This window comes from Pseudomonas sp. FSO-7, assembly GCF_059579345.1.
This window is the reverse complement of record NZ_CM184193.1, coordinates 357,111-380,752: the sequence shown is the minus strand read 5'-3', so window position 1 is coordinate 380,752 and position 23,642 is coordinate 357,111. Positions and strand designations below refer to the sequence as shown.

At 62.3% G+C, this 23,642-nt stretch carries 22 protein-coding genes; 12 read left to right on the top strand and 10 right to left on the bottom strand.

Annotation, left to right across the window (positions count from 1 at the left end; genetic code table 11):
• Positions 1-14 precede the first annotated feature (14 nt).
• The 3 genes from AC515T_RS01640 to AC515T_RS01630 are packed head-to-tail and all read left to right on the top strand — an operon-like array spanning position 15 to position 3,704.
• Positions 15-1,823 carry a sensor histidine kinase gene (locus AC515T_RS01640; RefSeq protein ID WP_496531192.1) on the top strand — a complete coding sequence of 603 codons (1,809 nt, stop codon included), beginning with the start codon at positions 15-17 and terminating at the stop codon, positions 1,821-1,823.
• Positions 1,820-3,211: a sigma-54-dependent transcriptional regulator gene (locus AC515T_RS01635; RefSeq protein ID WP_192262056.1), complete on the top strand. Its 1,392-nt coding sequence runs from the start codon at positions 1,820-1,822 to the stop codon at positions 3,209-3,211. Before AC515T_RS01640 ends, AC515T_RS01635 begins: the two co-directional genes overlap by 4 nt.
• A gap of 37 nt (positions 3,212-3,248) precedes the next feature.
• Positions 3,249-3,704, top strand: a complete 456-nt coding sequence (locus tag AC515T_RS01630; RefSeq protein ID WP_496531191.1) for a YiiD C-terminal domain-containing protein — start codon at positions 3,249-3,251, stop codon at positions 3,702-3,704.
• A 157-nt stretch (positions 3,705-3,861) separates the two neighbouring features.
• Here the strand turns inward: AC515T_RS01630 and cysQ are convergent, their stop codons facing one another.
• Positions 3,862-4,689 (bottom strand): 3'(2'),5'-bisphosphate nucleotidase CysQ, encoded by an 828-nt coding sequence (gene cysQ / locus AC515T_RS01625; RefSeq protein WP_496531190.1) that lies wholly within the window; start codon positions 4,687-4,689, stop codon positions 3,862-3,864.
• The gene (gene nudE / locus AC515T_RS01620) at positions 4,686-5,252 is read right to left on the bottom strand and encodes an ADP compounds hydrolase NudE (protein WP_186707288.1); all 567 of its coding nucleotides are present in this window, start codon (positions 5,250-5,252) and stop codon (positions 4,686-4,688) included. Before nudE ends, cysQ begins: the two co-directional genes overlap by 4 nt.
• An 88-nt stretch (positions 5,253-5,340) precedes the next feature.
• Here nudE and yrfG point away from each other — a divergent pair, with 88 nt between their 5' ends.
• Positions 5,341-6,003, top strand: a complete 663-nt coding sequence (gene yrfG / locus AC515T_RS01615; protein WP_496531189.1) for a GMP/IMP nucleotidase — start codon at positions 5,341-5,343, stop codon at positions 6,001-6,003.
• A 106-nt stretch (positions 6,004-6,109) separates the two neighbouring features.
• Here yrfG and lysM read toward each other — a convergent pair whose 3' ends face one another.
• A complete protein-coding gene (gene lysM / locus AC515T_RS01610; RefSeq protein WP_496531188.1) occupies positions 6,110-6,550 on the bottom strand; it encodes a peptidoglycan-binding protein LysM in 441 nt (146 codons plus the stop codon).
• Positions 6,551-6,683: 133 nt separating this feature from the next.
• Here lysM and AC515T_RS01605 point away from each other — a divergent pair, with 133 nt between their 5' ends.
• The 4 genes from AC515T_RS01605 to AC515T_RS01590 all read left to right on the top strand — a co-directional run bounded on the left by AC515T_RS01605 (position 6,684) and on the right by AC515T_RS01590 (position 11,600).
• The gene (locus AC515T_RS01605) at positions 6,684-7,571 is read left to right on the top strand and encodes a LysR family transcriptional regulator (protein WP_496531187.1); all 888 of its coding nucleotides are present in this window, start codon (positions 6,684-6,686) and stop codon (positions 7,569-7,571) included.
• Between the two features lie 93 nt (positions 7,572-7,664).
• Complete coding sequence (gene fdhD / locus AC515T_RS01600) at positions 7,665-8,504, top strand: formate dehydrogenase accessory sulfurtransferase FdhD (protein WP_496531186.1); 840 nt, start codon at positions 7,665-7,667, stop codon at positions 8,502-8,504.
• Entirely contained in the window at positions 8,501-10,849 is a 2,349-nt protein-coding gene (locus AC515T_RS01595) for an FdhF/YdeP family oxidoreductase (protein WP_496531185.1), read from the top strand. The genes fdhD and AC515T_RS01595 overlap by 4 nt, the downstream gene beginning before the upstream one ends.
• Before the next feature lie 268 nt (positions 10,850-11,117).
• Positions 11,118-11,600, top strand: coding sequence for a glycine zipper domain-containing protein (locus tag AC515T_RS01590; protein WP_496531184.1), 483 nt, complete (start codon positions 11,118-11,120; stop codon positions 11,598-11,600).
• 86 nt (positions 11,601-11,686) lie between these two features.
• On the opposite strand, the gene AC515T_RS01585 is transcribed toward AC515T_RS01590, so the two are convergent.
• The 3 genes from AC515T_RS01585 to AC515T_RS01575 all read right to left on the bottom strand — a co-directional run bounded on the left by AC515T_RS01585 (position 11,687) and on the right by AC515T_RS01575 (position 15,410).
• The gene (locus tag AC515T_RS01585; RefSeq protein ID WP_496531183.1) at positions 11,687-12,106 is read right to left on the bottom strand and encodes an acyl-CoA thioesterase; all 420 of its coding nucleotides are present in this window, start codon (positions 12,104-12,106) and stop codon (positions 11,687-11,689) included.
• Positions 12,107-12,150: 44 nt separating this feature from the next.
• Positions 12,151-13,377, bottom strand: coding sequence for a 3-hydroxyacyl-CoA dehydrogenase (locus tag AC515T_RS01580; protein ID WP_496531182.1), 1,227 nt, complete (start codon positions 13,375-13,377; stop codon positions 12,151-12,153).
• An 89-nt stretch (positions 13,378-13,466) separates the two neighbouring features.
• Complete coding sequence (locus AC515T_RS01575; RefSeq protein ID WP_496531181.1) at positions 13,467-15,410, bottom strand: RecQ family ATP-dependent DNA helicase; 1,944 nt, start codon at positions 15,408-15,410, stop codon at positions 13,467-13,469.
• Between the two features lie 256 nt (positions 15,411-15,666).
• On the opposite strand from AC515T_RS01575, the gene AC515T_RS01570 reads away from it, so the two are divergent.
• Positions 15,667-16,731, top strand: a complete 1,065-nt coding sequence (locus tag AC515T_RS01570; protein ID WP_496531180.1) for a S8 family peptidase — start codon at positions 15,667-15,669, stop codon at positions 16,729-16,731.
• 87 nt (positions 16,732-16,818) lie between these two features.
• Positions 16,819-17,172, top strand: coding sequence for a DUF1493 family protein (locus AC515T_RS01565; RefSeq protein WP_496531179.1), 354 nt, complete (start codon positions 16,819-16,821; stop codon positions 17,170-17,172).
• 77 nt (positions 17,173-17,249) lie between these two features.
• Here the strand turns inward: AC515T_RS01565 and AC515T_RS01560 are convergent, their stop codons facing one another.
• The 3 genes from AC515T_RS01560 to AC515T_RS01550 all read right to left on the bottom strand — a co-directional run bounded on the left by AC515T_RS01560 (position 17,250) and on the right by AC515T_RS01550 (position 20,535).
• Positions 17,250-18,794 carry a phosphoenolpyruvate carboxykinase gene (locus AC515T_RS01560; RefSeq protein ID WP_060739668.1) on the bottom strand — a complete coding sequence of 515 codons (1,545 nt, stop codon included), beginning with the start codon at positions 18,792-18,794 and terminating at the stop codon, positions 17,250-17,252.
• A gap of 178 nt (positions 18,795-18,972) precedes the next feature.
• A complete protein-coding gene (gene hslO / locus AC515T_RS01555) occupies positions 18,973-19,875 on the bottom strand; it encodes an Hsp33 family molecular chaperone HslO (RefSeq protein ID WP_496531178.1) in 903 nt (300 codons plus the stop codon).
• 255 nt (positions 19,876-20,130) lie between these two features.
• Positions 20,131-20,535 carry an RNA-binding S4 domain-containing protein gene (locus AC515T_RS01550; RefSeq protein WP_496531177.1) on the bottom strand — a complete coding sequence of 135 codons (405 nt, stop codon included), beginning with the start codon at positions 20,533-20,535 and terminating at the stop codon, positions 20,131-20,133.
• A 235-nt stretch (positions 20,536-20,770) separates the two neighbouring features.
• Between AC515T_RS01550 and rimB the strand changes: the two genes are divergently transcribed.
• Positions 20,771-21,253 (top strand): retropepsin-like aspartic endopeptidase RimB, encoded by a 483-nt coding sequence (gene rimB, locus AC515T_RS01545; RefSeq protein ID WP_018608792.1) that lies wholly within the window; start codon positions 20,771-20,773, stop codon positions 21,251-21,253.
• Positions 21,250-22,155, top strand: coding sequence for a 30S ribosomal protein S6--L-glutamate ligase (gene rimK, locus AC515T_RS01540; protein WP_003196697.1), 906 nt, complete (start codon positions 21,250-21,252; stop codon positions 22,153-22,155). Before rimB ends, rimK begins: the two co-directional genes overlap by 4 nt.
• Before the next feature lie 161 nt (positions 22,156-22,316).
• Here the strand turns inward: rimK and AC515T_RS01535 are convergent, their stop codons facing one another.
• Positions 22,317-23,630 (bottom strand): ATP-binding protein, encoded by a 1,314-nt coding sequence (locus tag AC515T_RS01535; RefSeq protein WP_060739672.1) that lies wholly within the window; start codon positions 23,628-23,630, stop codon positions 22,317-22,319.
• Positions 23,631-23,642: the final 12 nt, after the last annotated feature.

Sequence of the window (23,642 nt, the reverse complement as noted above, 5' to 3'; positions counted from 1 at the left end):
GGCGCCCGATGCTCATGAATTCCACCCTTCCCCGCAGACCCCGTTGGCGCAGCCTGGCCTTGCTCGCGCTGTGCCTGGCGCCGTTGCTGTGGCCGTTGGAGCATCTGGCCGAGCGTTATTACCGCAGTGAACTGGCTGGGCAGAACCGCCAGACCCTGGACCTTTACGTCGCCAACCTGTTGGGCACGCTGCACCGCTATGAGGTGCTGCCACAGATTCTCGGCGACCTGCCGGCCCTGCGCGCCGCCTTGTCGGCCCCGGACGACGGCGTGACCCAAGGCAACGCCAACCGGCTATTGAAAAACATCAGCGCCCAGACCGGCGCCGAAGTCATGTACCTGATGGACCCTTCCGGCAAGACCCTGGCCGCGTCGAACTGGGACAAACATGACAGTTTCGTCGGGCGCAATTTCGCCTTCCGGCCGTACTTCATCGAAGCCATGGCCGGGCGCCTGGGCCGCTTCTTCGGCTTGGGCACCACGTCGGCCAAGCGCGGTTATTTCTTCGCCGCCGCCGTGCACGACCGCGAAAAAGTCATCGGCGTGCTGGTGGTCAAGGTCGACCTCGATCACACCGAAAGCCTGTGGGGCAAGACCCCGGAACAGTTGCTGGTGACCGACCACAATGGCGTGGTCATCCTCACGTCGCGCCAGGAATGGCGATTTCGCGCGACCCGGCCGCTCAGTGACGACGAGCGCAAGGCCATCAGCGCGGTACAGCCTTATCCGACCCGCGATCCCAAGCCACTGAACCTGGATGCCAACGCCTGGCTGACCCAGACCCAATCCATCGAAGAAACCGGCTGGAGCGTGAGCATTCTCGCCCCGCGCACGCTGATCGATCGTCCGGTGCGCACCGTGGTCGCCACCGGTGGCGCGGCATTGCTGGTCTTGATGCTGTTGCTCGGGCTGATGATGCAACGCCGGCGCCATTATCTGGATCGGATCGCCTTCGAAGCCAAGGCCCGTCAAGAGCTGGAGGGGCGGGTGGCCGAACGGACCAGCGATCTGGAAGGACTGAACCGACGTTTGAAGCAGGAAGTGCTGGAGCGCGAGCACGCCCAGCAGGAGTTGGTCCGTGCCCAGGATGACCTGGTGCAGGCCGGCAAGTTGTCGGCCTTGGGCACCATGTCGGCGAGCATCAGCCACGAACTCAACCAGCCGCTGGCGGCGATCCGCAGCTATGCGGAAAACGCCGAGATCCTGCTCGATCACCAACGCACCGAGGATGCCCGCGGCAACCTCAAGCTGATCAGCGAACTGACCGGGCGCATGGCGTCGATCATCGCCCACCTGCGCGCTTTCGCCCGCCGCGACCGCCATGCCCCGGAAAGCGTCGCCCTGCAACCGGCGCTGGACGATGCCCTGGCGCTGCTCGCCAAACGTCGGCGCAGCATGGACGTGGAACTGATCCGCGACCTGCCGGCCGCCACGCTGTGGGTCGAGGCCGGCGAAACCCGCCTGCGCCAGGTACTCGGCAACCTGTTGGCCAACGCCCTCGATGCGCTCACCGAGAAAGGCCCGCCGCGCAAACTCTGGCTCAGTGCCCAGGCCACCGAAACCGGCGTCAACCTGTACATCCGCGATAACGGCCCGGGGTTTTGCATGGAAGCCCTGGGCCGCGCCGGCGAGCCCTTCTACACCACCAAGACGCGCACCCAGGGCCTTGGCCTGGGGCTGGCGATCTGCGATACCTTGATGCGCGCCTTCGGCGGCGAACTGTCGTTCGCCAACCACAAGGAAGGCGGCGCCCTGATCACCCTGAAGCTGCGCGCCGGCGCGCCCGGGGTGAGCCTGCAACCGTCCGAGGACCGAAGTGTATGACCATCGATAACCGGATTGAGGTGGTGCTGATCGATGACGATCCCCATCTACGTCAGGCCTTGAGCCAGACCCTCGACCTGGCCGGCCTGAAAATCCTGCCCCTGGCCGAAGCCAAGGGCGTGGCCGGGCAGCTGCCCCGTGACTGGCCGGGGGTGGTGGTCAGTGATATTCGCATGCCGGGCATGGACGGCCTCGAACTGCTGGGCGAACTCCACGCCCAGGACCCGGAACTGCCGGTGCTGCTGATCACCGGCCACGGCGACGTGCCGCTGGCGGTACAGGCGATGCGCGCCGGGGCCTACGACTTTTTGGAAAAACCTTTCGCCAGCGATCATCTGCTCGACAGCGTACGCCGCGCCCTGGCCTTGCGCCGCTTGGTGCTGGACAACCGCAGCCTGCGCCTGGCCCTGAGCGACCGCCATGAGCTCAGCGCCCGTCTGGTCGGCCAATCGACGCCGATGCTGCGCCTGCGCGAGCAGATCGGCGCACTGGCCGCCACCCGCGCCGACGTGTTGATCCTCGGTGAAACCGGCGCCGGCAAGGAAGTGGTCGCCCGGGCCTTGCACGACCTCTCAAGCCGACGCAACGGCCCCTTCGTGGCGATCAACGCCGGGGCCCTGGCCGAGTCGGTGGTGGAGAGCGAGCTGTTCGGCCACGAGCCCGGTGCTTTTACCGGCGCGCAGAAACGCCGCATCGGCAAGTTCGAGTTCGCCAACGGTGGCACGCTGTTTCTGGATGAAATCGAAAGCATGAGCCTGGATGTCCAGGTCAAGCTGCTGCGCCTGCTGCAAGAGCGCATGGTGGAACGGCTGGGGGGCAATCAACAGATCCCCCTGGATATCCGTGTGATCGCCGCGACCAAGGAAGACCTGCGCCAGGCCGCCGACCAGGGACGTTTTCGCGCCGATCTGTATTACCGCCTGAACGTCGCGCCGCTGCGCATACCCCCGTTGCGTGAGCGGGGCGAGGATGCGCTGATGCTGTTCCAGCATTTCGCCAACGAAGCCAGTGCTCGCCATGGCCTGCCGCCCCACGAATTGCAGCCGGCGCAACGGGCGCTGCTGCTGCGCCACAGCTGGCCGGGCAACGTCCGGGAACTGCAGAACGCCGCCGAACGCTTTGCCCTGGGGCTGGAACTGGCCCTGGACAACAGCGCGCCCGACGGCAACCCCGGTGCACCGGTGGAACTGGTCAGTGGTGGCTTGAGCGAGCAGGTGGAAAACTTCGAGAAAACCCTGATCGCCGCCGAACTGGCCCGCCCCCACAGCTCGGTGCGCAGCCTGGCCGAAGCCCTCGGTATCCCCCGCAAGACCCTGCACGACAAGTTGCGCAAGCATGGCCTGACCTTCGGCGACAGCAGCCAGGGTTCGGCCGATGAGTCCGATTGAATTATCGTCATTTCCCCGTCAAGCAAGAGGCCCCGCAATGAACCGCGACAGCCGTTACCTGGAATCGATCCTGCACCACGACATCCCCTTGACTCGGGACATGGGCCTCAAGGTGCTCGATTGGCAGGCCCGGCAACTGCGCCTGTCCTTGCCGCTGGCGGCGAACGTCAACCACAAGAGCACCATGTTCGGTGGCAGCCTGTATTGCGGCGCCGTACTCGGTGGCTGGGGCTGGCTGCACCTGGCCTTGCGCGAAGAGGGCATCGAAGACGGGCATATCGTGATTCAGGAAGGGCAGATCAGCTATCCGCTGCCAGTGACCCGCGATGCGACTGTCGTTTGCCAGGCCCCCGAGGAAAAACTCTGGAAACGCTTCCTAGCCACCTACCGGCGTTACGGACGGGCGCGACTGGCGTTGCAGACGCAAGTGTTGAATAGCGGCAGCGAAGAAGCGGCGGTGCAGTTCGAGGGGCAATACGTGTTGCACCGCTGAAACAGCAAGATCTGTTTGGACTGGGGACCCTGTGGCGAGGGAGCTTGCTCCCGCTGGGCTGCGAAGCGGCCCCTGCTTTTGGCGGTTGCTGCGCAACCGAGCGGGAGCAAGCTCCCTCGCCACAAAAAGCTCTTTTGCCATAGAAAGCAGATAGCGCTCAGGAGCGAGCAAGCTCCAACAGCTTCCCACGCCACGCCGCTTTCGCCGGCAACGCCAGGAACGACGTATTCAACAACGAATCACGCGCCGGATAGCAGAACGGTTCGCCACTCAAGTCCAGCACCTCGCCACCCGCGCCTTCCAAAACCCCCTGGGCGGCGGCAGTGTCCCACTGGGAGGTCGGCGCCAGCCGGGGATAACAATCCGCCGCGCCTTCGGCCACCAGGCAAAACTTCAACGAACTGCCGATACTGGTCAGTTGCAGCTCGCCCAGGCTCGCGCTCAAGCCATTCAGCAGGCGCTCCTGCTCAGGACTGGTGTGCCGGCGACTGGCGACCACGGTGAACGCTTCACCCGGCGCCAATACGTCACGAACCGCGATCGGCAAAGGCACACCCCCCTTGTCACCACGCCAGGCACCCAGCCCTGCGCCGCCCACGTAAAAGCGACCATTGGTCGGCATCGACACCACGCCGAACACCACGCGGCCCTGTTCCACCAAGGCAATGTTGACGGTGAATTCTTCGCTGCCGGAAATGAATTCCTTGGTGCCATCCAACGGGTCCACCAGCCACCAGCGTTGCCAGCCGGCGCGCACGCTTTGGGCAATGTCGGCGTCCTCTTCGGAGAGGATCGGAATATCCGGGGCCAGCGCCGTCAGCCCGGCCACGATCACATCGTGAGCCGCCATGTCTGCGGCAGTCACCGGCGACTCGTCGGCTTTATGGTTGACCTGCACGTTGGCGCGCCAGAACGGCAGGATGGCCTCGCCGGCCTTGAGCGCCAGCTCGACTACGGGAGCCATCAACGGATGAGGGAACGTCATGACAGGAACGCTCCACGCTGGGCCAGCAGGTCGCGGGCCAGGTACAGCGCCGCCAAGGCCCGGCCCTCGGTGAATTGCGGGTTCTGCGCCAGCGCCGAGAGCTCATGCAGGTTGACCTTGTCCACACGCATCGGCTCGGGCTCGTCGCCCTCCAGCCGTTCTTCATACAGATCGGTGGCCAGCACCACCTGGATCTTCTGGCTCATGTAGCCAGGGGACAGCGACAACTCGGTCAGGTGTTCCAACTGTCGCGCACCGAAACCGGCTTCTTCCTTGAGTTCCCGCTCGGCCGCCGCCAGCACATCTTCCCCTGGCTCGATCAGGCCCTTGGGCAGGGACAGTTCGTAGGCATCGGTGCCACCGCAATACTCCTCCACCAGCACCGCGTGGTCGGCGTCGAGCATCGCCACGATCATCACCGCGCCGTAGCCCGCCCCCTTGCTCGCCAGACGTTCATAGGTACGCTCCACACCGTTGGAAAACCGCAATTTCAGTTCTTCCACGCAGAACAAGCGGCTGGTAGCGACGATCCGGCGATCGAGTATGGTGGGTTTCTGGCGCATAAACGGCTTCCTGGGCGATAGCGGGCTACTATACCCGGCCTATTCTGATTGTTTGTGTCGGATATCCGATTACCGCTGGAGAAGTTTTATGACCTTGCTGCCCTGGCATGAGATCGATACGGTTCTGCTGGACATGGACGGCACCCTGCTGGACCTGCATTACGACAACCATTTCTGGCTCGAACACCTGCCCCAGCGCTACGCCGAACTGCATGGCGTGAGCCGGGCGATGGCCGAGATGGAGCTGCAGCCGCTGTTCGAGCGCAACGCCGGCCAGTTGCAATGGTATTGCCTGGATTTCTGGAGCACTGAGCTGAAGTTGCCGGTGCGCGAACTGAAGTTGGAAACCGCGCACTTGATCGCCTTGCGCCCGGACGCCGATACGTTCCTGGCGGCAATCCAGCGGGCCGGCAAACGCGTGGTGATGATCACCAACGCCCACCGCGATTCGTTGTCCTTGAAGTTGGAACGCATCGAACTGGCCCCCTACTTCGAACGCTTGATCAGTTCCCACGACTACGGCTTCCCCAAGGAAAACCCGCAATTCTGGGACGCGCTGCAGGCCGACCTGAATTTCGACCCGGCCCGCAGCCTGTTCATCGACGACACCCTGCCGGTGCTGCGCAGCGCCCGGGACTTCGGCGTGGCGCACCTGCTGGCCGTCAGCGAGCCGGACAGTCGTAAGGGGCCGAAGGACACGGGGGAGTTCGAGGCGTTGGGGGATTATCGGGACTTGATCGAAGGGCTCTGACAGGATCAGTGTGGCGAGGGAGCTTGCTCCCGCTCGGCTGCGCAGCAGACGCATTGGGGCCGCTTCGCAGCCCAGCGGGAGCAAGCTCCCTCGCCACAGGGGCCGGTTACTCAGGGATACGCAACACCTGCCCCGGATAGATCTTGTCCGGGTGCGACAGCATCGGTTTGTTGGCCTCGAAGATCTTGTTGTACTTGTTCGCGTCGCCGTACTCGGCCTTGGAGATGGCGCTGAGTGTGTCGCCTTTCTTCACGGTCACGAAGCGCGCCGCTTTTGCTACTGGGCCGGTCACGGTGATCTGGTCGTCGACACTGCCGACACCGGCGATGTTGCCCACCGCCAACAGGATCTTTTCCTTCTCTTCCTGGCTCGCCACTTCACCCGTGACGATGACTTTGTCGCCCTCCACGGTCGCCTGTACATTCGGATTACCCAGGCCGACCTTCGCAATGTGCGCTTTCAGTTGTTCGCTGGCATTGGCGTTACCGGGGGTCAGCAGGTCGATCAGCTTTTCACCGGCTTCCTTCACAAAGCTAAAGATACTCATGGCACACGCTCCTTGATTTAAGTGTCCAGACGCAAAGACTAGACCAGGCGAAACGAACCCGGTTCCCAGCCGACCAATGACCCCGCCACGCGCAAGCGCTAGAATCCGAATCTTCCCGCGCCCTGGAGCGAAGATGGACATCAAGCAGCTGAAATTTCTCATCGCGCTGGACGAAACCCGCCACTTCGGCCAGGCCGCCGCACGCTGCCATATCACCCAACCGACCCTGTCGATGCGCCTGCGCAGCCTGGAAGAAGAACTCGACCTGCCGCTGGTCAACCGCGGCCAGCGCTTTGAAGGTTTCACCGCGCCGGGGGAGCGGGTACTGGCCTGGGCGCGCACAGTGCTGGCGGCCTATGATGGGCTGCAGGCCGAAGCGGCGGCCTGTCGGGGCAACCTGGTGGGTACACTGCGCCTGGGCGTGGTGCCGTTGTCGGACTTCGACCCGATGGCGATGATGCAGCGCCTGCACACCGAGCACCCCAGCCTGCGTTTCGAATTGTCGTCCCTGAGCTCCGAACGCATCCTTGAACAGTTGGCGAACAACCGCATCGACCTCGGCATTTCCTACTTGGAACGCCTGGACAACGAACGTTTCGAGGCCCTGCCCTTCAGCCCCACCCGCATGGGTCTGCTTTACGACCAGCGTTATTTCTTTTTCGGTGAACAACCGCTGAGCTGGGAAGCCCTGATCGAACTGCCCCTGGGCATGCTCACCAGCGGCATGCATTTTCGCCAGTCCATCGACCACAACTTCCACAGCCGGGGTCTGACGCCCCAACCGCTGTTGCAAACCGACGCGGTGCATCAATTGTTACAAGCTGTGCACGGCGGGCTGTGTTGCGCGGTGATGCCCTTGGACAGCGGCCTGGACGTCCTGACCGAAGACTTGCGCATCCAGCCCATTGAAAGCGCGCAGACGCTGGTCTCGCTGGGCCTGATCATGCGACGGGGTGCCCCCCGCTCGGCGTTGGCAGAGGCCTGTTTCGCCCTTTATCAGAAATCACCGACGACTTCTTGATCGACGTCATCTATTGAAAGATCAGTAATAGCGATTAGACGTGGCAGATTGCCGCATTTAGTCTTAACACTATTCCTACTTTCAGTGATGCCTATGAACGACAAGCCTCCGGTCAGTCCAGCGCCAGTGATGGAAACATCCACGCCGGTCGCCAGCCAGAGCTATCGCTACTGCAATCTGGACCACGCTCAATCGGACAGCGCCGCGCTGGCCGAGGAAGTGGCGCTGGCGATTGCCTATAACGGCATCAGCCAGGCGGTCATGCTGGTCACCCCCACCGACCTTGAAGACTTCATCGTCGGCTTCAGCCTTGGCAGCGGCATCATCGAAGATTCAGCGGATATCTATGACCTGCAACTGAGCGGCACGGGTGCCGCGCACTATGCCCAGGTGACCATCGCCAACCGCGCCTTCTGGAACCTCAAGCAGCAACGCCGACAGTTGGCGGGCACCAGTGGCTGCGGATTGTGCGGCGTGGAAGCGGTGGAACAGGCCTTGCCAAACCTCAAGGTGCTGCCCGGCGCACCCTTGCCTGCGGCGCAATGGCTCGATGGCCTGCGTGACCGTATCAGCCAGTTCCAGCCCTTGGGCCAACACTGCGGCGCGGTGCATGCGGCGTTGTTCATGAACGCCCAGGGTGAATTGCTGCTGGGCCGCGAAGACATTGGCCGGCACAACGCCCTCGACAAGCTGATAGGCGCGTTGATCCGGCAACAGATCCCGGTGGCCGGTGGCGTGGCGATCGTCACCAGCCGTTGCAGCCTCGAACTGATCCAGAAAGTACTGCGGGCCGGCATCCAGACCCTGGTCAGCCTGTCGTCGCCCACGGGCCTCGCCGTACAGTGGGCCCGCCAACACAACCTCAACCTCATCCACCTGCCGCAGAAAAGTGCGCCGCGGGTCTACAGCCCTGCGATGGAGAAACAAGCGTGAGCAATCATCAACAAGCCGACCAGAAACCCGTACCGCGCTACAAGCCCTACAAGGGCCCGGCCGGTGGCTGGGGTGCGCTGATCAGTGTCGCTCAGGCCTGGTTGACCAGTGACAATGCGCTGAAGAACATCCGCATGATGCTCAAGACCAACCAGAATGGCGGTTTCGACTGCCCTGGCTGCGCCTGGGGCGACTCTCCCGAAAGCGGCATGGTCAAGTTCTGCGAGAACGGCGCCAAGGCCGTGAACTGGGAAGCCACCAAGCGTCGCGTCGACGGTGCCTTCTTCGCCAAGCACAGCGTGACCTCGCTGCTGGAGCAGAGCGACTACTGGCTCGAGTATCAGGGTCGCCTGACCGAGCCATTGCGCTACGACGCCGAAACCGACCGCTACAAGCCCATCAGTTGGGAAGCGGCGTTCGCCCTGATCGGCAAGCACCTGCAAGGGCTGTCCAGCCCCAACCAGGCCGAGTTCTATACGTCGGGCCGGGCCAGCAACGAAGCGGCCTACCTGTATCAACTGTTCGTGCGCGCCTACGGCACCAACAACTTCCCCGACTGCTCGAACATGTGCCACGAAGCCAGCGGCGTAGCGCTGGCCCAAAGCGTGGGCGTGGGCAAGGGCACGGTGACGTTCGACGACTTCGAACACGCCGACGCGATTTTCGTCTGGGGCCAGAACCCTGGCACCAACCATCCGCGGATGCTTGAACCACTGCGCGAGGCGGTGAAACGCGGCGCCCAGGTGGTGTGCATCAATCCGCTCAAGGAGCGTGGCCTGGAGCGTTTCCAGCATCCACAGCATCCGCTTGAAATGCTTACCAACGGTGATAAGCCGACCAACACCGCGTATTTCCGCCCGGCCCTGGGGGGCGATATGGCGATCTTGCGCGGCATGGCGAAGTTCCTGCTGCAATGGGAGCGTGAGGCGCAGAACAGCGGCGCTGCGGCGGTGTTCGACCATGCATTCCTCAATGAGCACAGCACCAACGTGCTGGATTACCTGGCGGCGGTCGACGATACGCCATGGGACCAGATCGTCGAGCAATCGGGCTTGACCCTGGTCGAAATCGAGCAGGCGGCGCGCATGTACGCCAAAAGCGAGAACGTAATCATGTGCTGGGCGATGGGCATCACCCAGCACCGTCATTCGGTGGCGACCATCCAGGAAATCGCCAACGTGATGATGTTGCGCGGCAACATTGGGCGGCCAGGCGCAGGCCTGTGCCCGGTTCGCGGCCACAGCAACGTGCAGGGCGACCGGACCATGGGCATCAACGAGCGTCCCCCGGCGGCATTCCTCGACGCGCTGGAGCGGCGCTTCCAATTCAAGGTACCGCGGGAAAACGGCCACAACGTGGTCGAGGCGATCCACGCCATGGCCGATGGCCAGGCGAAGGTGTTCATCGCCCTGGGCGGCAACTTCGCCCAAGCCACGCCAGACAGCCATCGGACGTTCCAGGCCTTGGCCAATTGCGACCTGACGGTGCAGATCAGCACCAAGCTCAATCGCAGCCACCTGGCGCACGGCAAGGACGCGCTGATCCTGCCGTGCCTGGGCCGCACCGACATCGACCTGCAAACCGAAGGCGCGCAAGCGGTGACCGTGGAAGACTCCTTCAGCATGGTGCATGCTTCCAACGGCCAGTTGCAGCCGCTGTCGAACCAGATGCGCTCCGAACCGTGGATCATCGCCGGCATCGCCGCCGCCACGCTGGGCAGCCGCCCGGTGGACTGGAACTGGCTGGTGGCCGACTACAGTCGCATCCGCGACCTGATCGCCGAGACCATACCCGGCTTCAAGGACTTCAACGAAAAGCTGAAGAACCCCGGTGGCTTCTATCTGGGCAACAGCGCCGGTTCGCGACGTTGGAACACCCCGTCAGGCCGCGCCAACTTCAAGCCCAACCTGCTGCCGACCGACCTCGTGCATGAACGCACCCGTGCCACCGGCCAGTTGCCCGACCTGATCATGCAGTCCATGCGGTCCCACGATCAGTACAACACCACCATCTATGGCCTTGATGACCGCTATCGCGGCGTCAAGGGCCAGCGTGACGTGTTGTTCGCCAACGAAGCGGACATCATCCGCCTGGGCTTCAAGCCGGGTCAGAAAGCCGACATCGTCTCGCTCTGGGATGACGGTCGCGAGCGCCGGGTCAAGGGCTTTACCCTGCTGGCGTTCGACATTCCGGCCGGGCAGGCTGCGGCCTACTACCCTGAAGTGAACCCACTGGTGCCACTGGAAAGCACGGGCGACGGCAGCCACACTCCGACGTCGAAATTCGTCGCGATCCGCCTGGAAGCGGCGAGCGAGAATGGACTGATCCTGGCCAAGTCGGCCTGACACAGCCCTGGTTGGATCATGAACGCCCTGTGGCGAGGGGGATAAAGTCCCCTCGCCACAAAGTACTTTCCAGCGCCCACAAAAAAGGCCGTTTTCCATAGAAAACGGCCCGTCTGAAGTAGCTAAAGACCGGCCAAACAGCCTTAAGTTCCCGCCAAAAAACAATAACTTAGAGAATTGTGCACAAGTCGTGTTACTCGTCGGATTTCGATTGTAACCAAGCGAAGCCAGCCTCAGGATCGCGCCGTCATCCCTTTGAGGCTCCTCTATGAAGTTCTCCTCCATTCTCTTGTTGTCCCTTAGCCTGGCCAGTGGCATCGCTTGCGCCGGTGGTACTGCCGAAGCAGGTGTGGGCGGTGCATTGGGCGGGGTTTTGGGTTCGGTCGTCGGCCAGTCCCTGGGCGGCAACACCGGATCCACTATCGGCGCGGCGCTGGGCGGTGCGGGCGGTAGTGCGGTCGGTGCAGACAAACACAGCCGCGGCGAAGCGGCGATCGGCGGCGCGCTGGGCGCGGCCGGTGGTAACGTGGTCGGCCGTAGCGTCGGTGGCAGCACCGGCAGCTTGATCGGTGCGGCGGCGGGCGGTGGCGCGGGTGGCGCCCTGGGTAACTACATGGGCAAGGACGATGACGATGATCGCTATGAAGGTCGTCGTGGTGACCGTCGCTACTATCGCGACGGCCATCCGGGTCGCGGCCATGCCTATGGGCATCGCAAGCACAAGCATAAGCATCGCTATCACGATGACTGACCGCTGGCTTTAGATACCAGCCGGTAAAAGATCGCAGTCTTCGGCAGCTCCCCGCAGAGCCTGACCGAAGGCTGCGATTTTTCGTTTCAGACCACCAGCCGCTCCATAGCGCCACGTAGCCGATCCGGAATCGCCACCGGCCGATTCGACGCCCGGTCCACGAATACGTGAACAAAACGCCCCGCCGCGCAGGCCTCCTCCTCGCCCGCCTTGAACACCGCCAGCTCATACTGGACCGAACTGCTGCCCAGCTTGCCGACCCGCAGGCCGATTTCAATCCGGTCCGGAAAGGCGATCGAGGCGAAGTAGTCGCAGGCCGAACTCACCACGAACCCCACCACGTCTCCATCATGGATATCCAGGCCGCCGACTTCGATCAGGTAGGTATTCACAGCGGTATCGAAAAAGCTGTAGTAGGTGACGTTGTTGACGTGACCGTACACATCGTTGTCGTGCCAGCGCGTGGTGATGGGCTGCAGGTGTGGGTATTCGTTGCGTTGGGGCATCAGGTGTCCTTTACGGTTGTTCGATGATCTGATGTGGCTCGGCCTCAGGCCTGCGCGAAACCTTTGCCCTGCGCTGCCAGCTCGCCGATCAGGCGCGCGGGCTTCCACTGGTCGCCCTGCTTCGTTTCGAGCGCCAGCAGGCGTGCGTGGATGGCTTCCAGCCCTTGCCCGTCGGCCCAGGCCATCGGCCCGCCCTTGTCCGCAGGGAAGCCGTAGCCGTTGAGGTAGACCAGGTCGATATCGTGGGCCGATTCGGCAATGCCTTCCTCCAGGATCTTCGCCCCCTCGTTGACCAGCGCCAGCAAGCAGCGCTCAAGGATTTCCTCCGGGCCGATCTCGCGACGCTGGAAACCCAGTGTTTCACTGACCCGCAGCACCAGCGCATCGACCTCGACATCATGCTCGGCCTGTCGACTGCCCGGCTCGTAGTGATAATACCCACTGCCGCTTTTCTGGCCGAACCGTCCCAGCTCGCACAGACGATTGTCCACCTGCACCTCGGGCGCATCCTGGCCCTGGCCCGCCAACTCACGGGCGCGCCACTCCAGGTCGATGCCCACGACGTCGTACATGCGAAACGGCCCCATGGCGAAGCCGAAACCTTGCAACGCCGCATCCACCTGATGGGGGAACGCCCCCTCCAGCAGCATCTTGCGCGCTTCCAACACATAAGGATGAAGCATCCGGTTGCCGATGAAGCCATGGCAGTTGCCCGATATCACGCTGACCTTGCCCATGCGCTTGCCCAGCACCAGGGCCGCATCCAGCACCGCTTTGGAGGTTTGTGCGCCGCGAACGATCTCCAGCAGCTTCATGATGTGCGCCGGGCTGAAGAAATGCAGGCCCAGGACCTGGGCGGGCCTGCGGGTGACGGCGGCGATGGCATCGATGTCCAGCGCCGACGTGTTGCTCGCCAGAAGGGCCTCGGGCTTGAGCAGTCCGTCCAGCTCGCGAAAGATTTTCTGTTTGAGTTCCAGGTTTTCGTAGACCGCTTCGATCACCAGATCCACGTCACGGATCGCCGCATAATCATCCGCCCGTGCCACCCGGGCGATCCGCGCATCGGCCTCACCTTGGTCGATACGGCCCTGGCGTACGCCATGGGCATAAGTCTCGGCCACGGCGACCAGTGCCTGCTCGAGCATCTGCGGATTGTTGTCGACCCACTGCACCGTCACGCCCGCGTTGGCCAGGCACATCACGATGCCCCGCCCCATGGTGCCTGCACCGACCACCGCGGCGCGCTGAATATCGAAAGGTGTCTGGCTCATGTTGGCTCTCTTATTGGCGATCCAAAGACAGCCTTCACCTTAGTCAGCCGCCGAATGTTTTTGAAATTTATTCGTGTGATGAGGGGTATTCAGCGGATGGATGCAGCACACAGATGCGCTTGAGTCCACTGGCGAACTTCAGCGTATGGATACGCTTCCAGTGCGGCATACCCAGGGATCTTCCGCGCCTTCAATCGGGTGAACAGCGGCACGCTGATCCCGCACAGGAAGCGAGTGAGGCGCTCGGCGGACGGCACGCTGCCGCTGTGCTGCTCATGCTTGTGGATAAAGTCGCCACACAGCGTCTCGAAGCTTTTATCCACAAGCGCCGGCAACGCTGGCGGCTCCGGCAGGCGAGCGATATGCCCATGGCACACCGAACAATGGCCACACAGGTGTGGCGCATTGTCGTCGCCGAAATACTGCGCCAAGCGATGACCCAGGCAACGGTCGGTGGCGAACAATTCGAGCATGGCGTGGATCCGCGCGATTTCACCCTGTTCGTGCCGGGTGAAATAGGCATGCAGCTCGGCACTCAAGGCCTGCACATCCAGGTCAGCTTCCAGCACGCTGTACACCTCGGTCATCTGCCTGCTTTCCAGCTCGATCCAGCCCTTCTCCTGGAAATAATCCAGCGCCTTGACCACACGAGTACGCTCGGCGTGGTACTGCTGGTACATCCCGTCGAAATCCACCGTGGCCCAGCTCCGGGCGCGACTGGAGGTCTGGATGATGGCCGCGACGAAATCCCTTCGCTCACCGTCGAAGCGCTCCAGCAGCTCGTGCGGCTCGGTCAGGAACTTGAAGCGGTACTCGGCGAAATAGGCATAGCGTGGCGCGATCAGCCGGCGCAGCTCCAACTGGACCAGCAACGTCTTGAGCGGCAGTTGCCGGATGTTGCTCTGGTCCGCCAGCGGGCCCAGCAAGAACTCCCATTGCCCATCGGCAGCGGCCTTCAGTTCATCGAGCACGCAGCGAATGCCTGCAAGCTCCGGCGTATCGCCATACACGAAGTTTTCCAGCACGTTGAGGCTGTCACGGTTGGCCAGCACCAGACAATCTGACGGCTGCCCGTCCCGTCCGGCGCGACCGATTTCCTGGCTGTAGTTTTCGATGGACTTGGGCAGGTCGAAATGCACGACGTTGCGGATGTCGCTCTTGTCGATGCCCATGCCGAAAGCGATGGTGGCGACGATGCAATTGGATTGCCCGCCCATGAATCGCCGCTGGATGGCTTCACGTTGGTCATGGGGTAAACCGGCGTGATAGGCCTCGGCCTCGATACCGTGCCGGCCCAGATGCTCAGCGATCTGTTCAGCAGTTCGCTGCAAGGTGACGTAGACGATGCTCGGCTGCCCGGCACGCTCGCCCAGCCACTGCACCAGCCGTGCGCGCTTGTCGGCACCCGGCACGGGTTCGACCAGCAGATTGAGGTTCGGTCGGTAGAAACCGGTCGTCACCACATCGGTGGCGGCAATGGCGAATTTCGCCTGCATGTCGGCGCTGACCTTGGGTGTCGCGGTGGCTGTCAGCAACAATACCTGGGGAATGTTGAACTGGTGCTGGTAATCGGGAAGCTTGAGGTAGTCAGGTCGGAAGTTATGCCCCCACTCCGAAATGCAGTGGGCCTCGTCCACCACCAGCAACGAGATCGGCACCTGTTGCAGGAAATTGCGAAAGCGCTCGTTCTTCAGGCGCTCCACGGAAATCATCAGGACTTTCAGCTCGCCCGAACGGGCCTTTGCCATGGCGTCGTTGGCTTCGTCACGGCTCTGGACCGAATCGATACTGGCCGCCGCGATACCGTGGCGCTGGAGGAATGCCAACTGGTCCTGCATCAACGCCAACAGTGGCGACACCACCAGGGTCAGGTGCGGCAGAAGCAGGGCCGGCAATTGATAACACAGGGACTTGCCCGAGCCGGTGGGGAAAATGGCCGCCGCCGACCGACCGGCCAGTACGGCGCCGATGGCCGTCTCCTGACCGGGACGAAACTGTGGATAACCGAAAACCTGTTCCAGGGTGCTGTGCATGCGCGGTCGCTCCTTTGACTGCTGCGATGCCCAAAGCCTAGCGGGACAACGCAGCGAGTCGAGAAAAGGTCGGGGTCAAAAACGATACGGGATGATACAGCCTCGGCGTCCTTGCGCTCTGCCATGAAGTGATACAACCCCGGGCACTTTGATGCCTCGTTCCCCTTTCGTTTGCAGGTTAAGGTTCGCGTCCAACTCATGCGTTACATCGAGGCCAGGAGGCCTGGTGCTCAAGACAATGTTCAAGGAACGAACGATGCCATACCCCATTTCCGCGCTACGCGTCCTGACGATAACCTCGGCCTCACTGCTGGTCGGCTGCCTGTCCATTCCCGAACGACCCGGCGTAGAACCGGCGGTGTTCGAAACCCCGGAATATCACGCGCAGCGAGGCTTGGCCGTGGTCAAGGCTTCGGCGTTGTATGCACGCGGCGGCACGGGCCAGGACGTGACCGTGGCGTTGATCGACTCGGGGCTCAGCGCCGGCCTGAAGGAATTCGAAGGCCGGCTGAGTGATCCGGGATTCGATTACGTCGAGAACCGTCCCGGCACGGTTGACCGCGTCGGTCATGGCACGCAAATGGCCGGCATACTCGCCGCCAACAAGGACGACCAGGGCATGCACGGCATCGCATTCAATGCCCGGCTGATCCCTTTTTGCTTTGGCGATGACAACGAACCCTTCTTTTTCGACAGCGAGATCGCGCAGTCCTGGCAAAGCGGCTTCGACAAGGGCGCCCGCCTGTTCAACAACTCGTGGGCCAACGCCATCCCCGCCACCGAAATCAACGAGGCGCGCTACAACCAAGTGATGCCCGACTCCCTGGCCGTCGCCCGAAGGCTAGTTTCGGACGGCGCGGTGTTTGTCTTCCCGACTGGCAACGAACTCAAGCGAGAGCCCCTGGCCGAACCAGGATTACCGCTGGCATTGCCTGAACTGGAAAAAGGCTGGATCGCGGTCGTCGCATTGAAAAACGACGGCAGTGCCATTAATGCAAAATCCAACTATTGCGGCGTCGCGGCCCCGTGGTGCATTGCCGTACCTGGCGGCGACGCAGGCGCACAGGCAGGTCTACTCACGGTGGGCAAGGATGGCCGCTACATGCAAACCGCCGGCACCTCCCCGGCCGCAGCCCTGGTCAGTGGCGCCTTGGCGGCCCTGCAAAGCCGCTATCCACAACTCAGCCCTCAGCAAGTGCGCGAACACCTGCTGGCGACAACCAACCGCACAGGTATCTACGCCAACAGCGAAGCCTATGGCCGAGGGTTGATGGACCTTGAGGCGGCGTCACGGCGAGCTCCTGGAACAATGGTTGACTGAGTCTTTTCCTTCTTTTCCAATGAGCAACGATTTCCCCCTAAACTTTCCCTCCAGACGGACGCGCACCAATACCCCGGAACCCTCGCCATGCACCTCGCCCCAGACTTCCCCGACGATCACACCATGCGCCAGCTCATGGAACTGCTGCACGAAGAGATCGGCCTACCGGAACGCAAGACGATCCGCCTGGGCACCGCGATCAATCTCGACTTGGGTTGCGATGGCGCGGACGCCCGCCATTTGATGGAGGCATTGGAGGAGCGCTTCGCCATCGAGCTCATCGACTACGACGCCTACCGCTATTTTCAGCCTGAAGGATTCGATGTGTTTCAAAAGCGCAGGGCCAAGGGCCGGGGGAACAAGGTGCCATTGACCATCGGCATGCTTTACAAGGCGATCAAGGCACAACGATGGGATACGCGGGAAGTGGAAGAGGCCTAGCTGATCGGGGCGCCTCAAATAGTCGTCCATAAAAAAACCGCCCATGAAGGGCGGTTTTTTCATTCAACAACCAAGCCTTACAGTTGCGGACCTGCAGCCTTGATCGCGTCGCTCACGTCGAACTTTTTGAAGTTCTCGGTGAACAGACCGGCCAATGCCTTGGCCGCTTCGTCGTAGGCGGCTTTGTCGGCCCAGGTGTTGCGTGGGTTCAACAGGCCAGTCTCGACGCCTGGAACAGCCAGCGGCACGTCCAGGTTGATGATGTCCAGGTGTTCGGTTTCAGCACCGATCAGCGCGCCGCTCTGGATGGCTGCGATCACCGCACGGGTGGTCGGGATGTTGAAGCGCTTGCCAACGCCGTAGCCACCGCCGGTCCAACCGGTGTTGACCAGGTAGACCTTGGAGCCGAAACCGCGGATGCGCTTGATCAGCAGCTCAGCGTACTCACCGGCTGGACGCGGGAAGAACGGGGCGCCAAAGCAGGTGGAGAAGGTCGACTTGATGCCGCTGCCCGAACCCATTTCGGTCGAGCCCACCAGTGCGGTGTAGCCGGACAGGAAGTGGTAGGCGGCTTGTTCTTCGCTGAGGATCGACACCGGCGGCAGCACGCCGGTCAGGTCGCAGGTCAGGAAGATCACGGCGTTTGGCTCGCCACCGAGGTTTTTCGGTGCGCGTTTTTCGATCAGCTCACGCGGGTAGGCGGCGCGGCTGTTCTGGGTCAGGCTGTCGTCGGCGTAGTCGGCTTTCTTGGTGACCGGGTCGAGGACGACGTTTTCCAGTACGGCGCCGTGCTGGATGGCTTTCCAGATGACCGGCTCGTTCTTCTCGGACAGGTCGATGCACTTGGCATAGCAGCCGCCTTCGATATTGAAGACCACGCCCACGCCCCAGCCGTGTTCGTCGTCACCGATCAGGTAACGGCTTTCGTCGGCGGACAGGGTGGTCTTGCCGGTGCCCGACAGGCCGAAGAACAGGGTCACATCGCCCTCTTCGCCCATGTTCGCGGCGCAGTGCATCGGCAGCACGTCAACAGCCGGCAGCAGGAAGTTCTGCACGGAGAACAGGGCTTTCTTCATTTCACCGGCGTAGCGCATGCCGGCGATCAGCACTTTCTTGGCCGCGAAGTTGATAATCACGGTGCCATCGGAGTTGGTGCCGTCGCGCTCAGGCTCGCAGACGAAATTCGGCGCGTTGAGGATCTGCCACTCATCCTTGCCGCCGGCGTTGTATTGCTCGGGGTTGATGAACAGGCAGCGGCCGAACAGGTTGTGCCACGCCGTCTCGGTGGTCATCTTGACCGGCAGGTAGTGCGCAGGATCGGAGCCTACATGCACGTGGGAGACAAAACGCTCGCGCTCGCCCAGGTAGGCTTCGACGCGGTTCCACAGGGCATCGAACTTGTCGGCCGGGAACTTGCGGTTGATCGGGCCCCAGGCGATGGCGTCCTGGGTGGTTGGCTCTTCCACAATGAAACGGTCGACTGGCGAGCGACCGGTACGATGACCGGTACGAACAACCAGCGCGCCAGTATCGGCAAGCTCGCCTTCACCGCGATTCAGGGCTTCTTTGACCAGATCATCGACACTCAGATCGGTGTACACGGCGTTATTGGCTTGCGTCATGAGATTCCCCGTCGGCCCGTGGCCGAGTGCTCCAAACGTTTTGTAGTAGGAAGTCGCGCACTACTACCCGAAAAAAGTGGGCCGGATTATGCCAGAAAAGCCCAAAAAAAGTAGGGCCCTCCCGTCAGTACGGCGTAAATCCGGCGTTTGCCAGGAGATTTACCTGCGCTGAACCGTTTTAGTGTCGAGTATCTGACGGTGTGTCGACACCCGCACCGGCGAACAATTGAGCGATGTCCGCCGCGTCGAACAGGTAGCGCTCATTGCAAAACTGACAATCGATCTCGATGGCACCGCCACGTTCGATCACCAGTTGCTGCGCATCTTCCAGACCCAGACTGACCAGCGCATTGCCGGAACGTTCACGAGAGCAGCTGCATTGGAAACGCAACGGCTGGCCGTCGAACAAGCGTACCTGCTCCTCGTGATAGAGGCGATGCAGCACGGTTTCGTTGTCCAGGCTCAGCAGCTCATCGGCGCTCAGGGTGCTGGCCAGAGCGGTGATGTGCTGCCAACTGGCGTCACGTTCCTCCGGGTCACGCAGGCGATCGGCGGGCAGTTGTTGCAGCAGCAAACCGCGCGCACGCCGCCCGTCGGCGTAGAGCCAGAATCGGGTATTGGTCTGCTGGGACATGACGAAGTAGTTGGTGAAGCACTCGGACAGGGTCGCGCCGTCGAGATCGACGATGCCCTGGTAGCGCTGGCCCTGGGTGGGGTCGACCGTCAGGGCCAACACGCCGTTGGGCATCATGTCGGCCAGGGTCGCGTCGGGCGCGATCTGCTCGGCGTCATAACGGGCCAGGCCGCGAATCTCGCGCTCGCTGGAGCACTCGATCATCAGCAGCGGGACCGGTCCTTCGGAACGCGCCTGGAGAATCAGCAAGCCATCGAACTTCAAGGTGCCCACCAGCAACGCCGCGGCCGCCATCAGCTCGCCGAGCAGTTGTGCGACCGGCTCCGGATAGGGATGCTTGGCGAGGACTTCGGCGTAGCTACGCTCCAACGCCACCAGCTCGCCACGGGCGTCGCTGTCATCGAAGATGAAACGTTGGGTGTAGTCGGTATCCGGTAAATCAGTCATAAGGTCTGGTATCTGAGGTGATGACAAATGATGGCGGGCATTTTATGGGCATTCCGGGTGGGTTCCAAGCAAGGCGTGGGTTTGCCTGACGGGAAGGCGCTGCCAACTCATCTGAATGTGTGGCCTGACACACTGTGGCGAGGGAGCTTGCTCCCGCTGGGCTGCGCAGCGGCCCCAAAATCTTACGGTCGCTGCGCAACCGAGCGGGAGCAAGCTCCCTCGCCACGGGTAATCTGACCTCAAATGGCCAGTGCGTTATTCGCTATTGCTGCCATGAAACTTGAACAGGTCCCGGCGCTGCTTCTTGCTCGGCTTGCCATCGGTGCTGACACCCAGGGCGCCAGCCTTGCGTTGTGCTGCGGCGGCTTCGCGCTTGGCGATGCTGGCTTCGGTTTCGCGATACAGCGCCTGCGCTTCAGGGGCACCGCGACGCACGATCGACAGGGCCTCGACCACCACGGTCTTTTCATCGAACCCGGTGCGGATAACAAACTCATCGCCGATGCGGGGTTCCTTGCCCGGCTTGCAACGCTCTCCCCGGTGATGGACCTTGCCGCTTTCGATGGCGGTCTTGGCCAGGGCCCGCGTCTTGTAGAAGCGCGCCGCCCACAACCATTTATCGAGACGGACCTTGTCGTCCTCTTCCTTTTTTTGTGTCACTGCCATTCCTCTTTCTGCCAATAGCCGGAACTGTACTACCGTTTTTGTCGGGCGCATGAATCCGGCCCGACGGATAGAATGCCCGCCAAACCGACGCCGCACGTATCGCTGGGGCCGGAATCGGTTACAAGCTCACACAAGTGCGTAGATAACTGTCGCCATTTTGTGATTATTCTGCGTGAATACCGCGATTCGCGGAGTCCACGATCCGATGCACTGATCGCAGGTTTTTTTATTGAAGACTTTTGACCATTTGACCGTTGTCGGTCTGCGCGAGTGGGTGGCGCTCCCGGACCTGGGAGTCGTGGGCCTGCGGGCAAAAATCGACACCGGGGCCAGCACCTCCAGCCTGCATGCCACTGACATCGAGCCGTTCGAGCGCGATGGCGAAAAATGGGTGCGCTTCACGGCGCACCTCGGCACCGTGGTGCAGTTGCGCCATCGCCGCTGCGAAGCACCGCTGGTGGCGCGCAAGACCATAAAGAGTTCCAACGGCCACGCTCAGGTCCGCTACGTGATCAGCACCACGTTGGCCCTGGGTGACCGGGTCTGGCGGGTCGAGTTCACCCTCGCCTGCCGCAAATCCATGCGATATCGCCTGTTACTCGGTTCCAAAGCCCTGATCGACGGCCAACTGGTGGTCAATCCAGGCACCAAATACGTTCAAGACAAGCCGGCATTCCCGGTGTCCACTACCTCTGCCACAGGTGTTGCATGAAGATCGCTGTGCTGTCGCGTAATCCGCGTCTGTATTCCACTCGTCGCCTGGTTGAAGCCGGGACCGAACGAGGCCATGAAATGGTGGTGATCGATACCCTGCGCGCCTACATGAACATCGCCAGCCACAAGCCGCAGATCCATTACCGTGGCAAGCCGCTGGAAGGGTTCGACGCGGTGATCCCGCGCATCGGCGCATCGGTGACGTTCTATGGCTGCGCCGTGTTGCGCCAGTTCGAAATGATGGGGGTGTTTCCCCTCAACGAGTCGGTGGCCATCGCCCGCTCCCGGGACAAGCTGCGCTCGCTGCAGCTGCTGTCACGACGCGGGATCGGCCTGCCGGTTACCGGTTTTGCCCACTCGCCCGACGACATTCCCGACCTGATTGCGATGGTCAACGGCGCACCGCTGGTGATCAAGGTGCTGGAAGGCACCCAGGGCATCGGCGTGGTCCTGTGTGAAACCGCGACGGCGGCGGAGTCGGTGATCGAGGCATTCATGGGCCTGAAGCAGAACATCATGGTCCAGGAATACATCAAGGAAGCCGGTGGCGCCGACATTCGCTGCTTCGTGGTCGGCGACAAAGTGATTGCCTCGATGAAACGCCAGGCCAAGCCCGGTGAGTTCCGTTCCAACCTGCATCGCGGTGGTAGCGCCAGCCTGATCAAGATCACACCGGAAGAGCGCATGACCGCCCTGCGGGCCGCAAAAGTCATGGGCCTGGCGGTGGCGGGCGTGGATATCCTGCGTTCCAATCACGGACCGCTGGTGATGGAGGTCAACTCCTCGCCGGGCCTGGAAGGCATCGAGACCACCACGAGCAAGAACGTGGCGGGGATCATCATCGAGCACCTGGAAAAGAATGGCGGGCCGAACATGACCCGGACCAAGGGCAAGGGCTGACTCAATACAAGACCCTGTGGGAGCGAGCTTTTGTGGGAGCCGAGCTTGCTCGCGATGAACGATAACGCAGTCTTACTGTAGACCGAGGCGTCTTCATCGCGAGCAAGCTCGCTCCCACAGGGCTCGCCACAGGTTCTCTGTCTTACTTGAGAGAGATCGCGCTACACCGCATCCCGAGGCAGCATCAAGCCCAACGGCAACCGCACCCGTGCCTCCAGCCCGCCACCGGCGCGGTTGCGCAACTCGACGTTGCCGCCGTGCATCGAGGCGATGCGCTTGACGATGGCCAGGCCCAGCCCCGTGCCTTTCCCGCCCCGAGCGCGATCGCCCCGGGTGAAGGGGTTGAAAATGGCTTCCAGCTCCGAGGGATCGATGCCGGCGCCACGGTCCATGACGCTCAGCACTACGTAAGGCGCGCTGGTGTCGCCGGAGACATAGGCCGCGACTTCGACACCCGCGCCGGCATGGTTCAGGGCATTGCCGATCAGGTTGTTCAGCAAACGCTTCATCGACACCCGGCGCAACGGGAACGGTTGGATCGGCTCCAGGCGCAGGTGCACTTTCTCGTCGTTCTGGTTATAGGGCGCGACCACTTCCCGCACCAACTCGCTGAGGTCCACCTCTTCCACGGACTCATCACGCCCGTCGCGTATGAACGCCAGGAACTGGTCGAGAATCGCGTCCATGTCTTCAATGTCGCGGACCATCTCGTCAGTCAGGTCGGTGTGCTCGCCCATCAACTCCAGCGACAACCGCAACCGGGTCAGCGGCGTGCGCAGGTCGTGGGAGACGCCCGCCAACATCAGCTCGCGCTCGCGCCCAGCCTGTTCCACATCCTCGGCCATCTGGTTGAAGGCGCGGTAGACCTCGGTCATCTCGCTGGGCGTATCGCTGATGGGCAGCCGCACGCTACGCCCCTGGCCCAGTTGGCGGGCTGCGTAGACCAGGCGTTTCAACGGTTGGTTGAGCTGGCTGACGAAGATCCACGCCGACGCCGTCGACAGCAGGCCGATGGCCAGGAACCAGCCGAGCACGTTCCAGATTTTCTGGCCGCGTAACGGATGCGGGTACAACGGCACTTTCAGCCAGCCATCCCCCAGGCTCGGAGCCCGCACCCAAAGCGCCGGCGGCGAGTGCATGCGCAATCGCACCTCGGTATCGGCACCCAGTTCGGCCTGCATCTGGCGTTGATAGATCTCGCTGTAGGGCCAATGCTGCTCGCCCTCCGGCACGCCGGCACCGACGACACGGATCAGCGTCGCCGCCTCGGCGATTTTCGCTCGGTTGGTTTCGTCCGCCGCCCAATAAGCCCGCAGGGTCAGAGCAACACCGTGGCTGTACTGCCGATCCACGAGCACGTCTTCGTTCATCAGCAGGTACACCAACGTCAGTGCCTTGGAGAAGAGCACGACGATCAGCACCAGCCAGAGGGTGCGGGAGAAGAAACTCTGGGGGAACCAAACGGGGGTTTTCATGAATAACCGCTA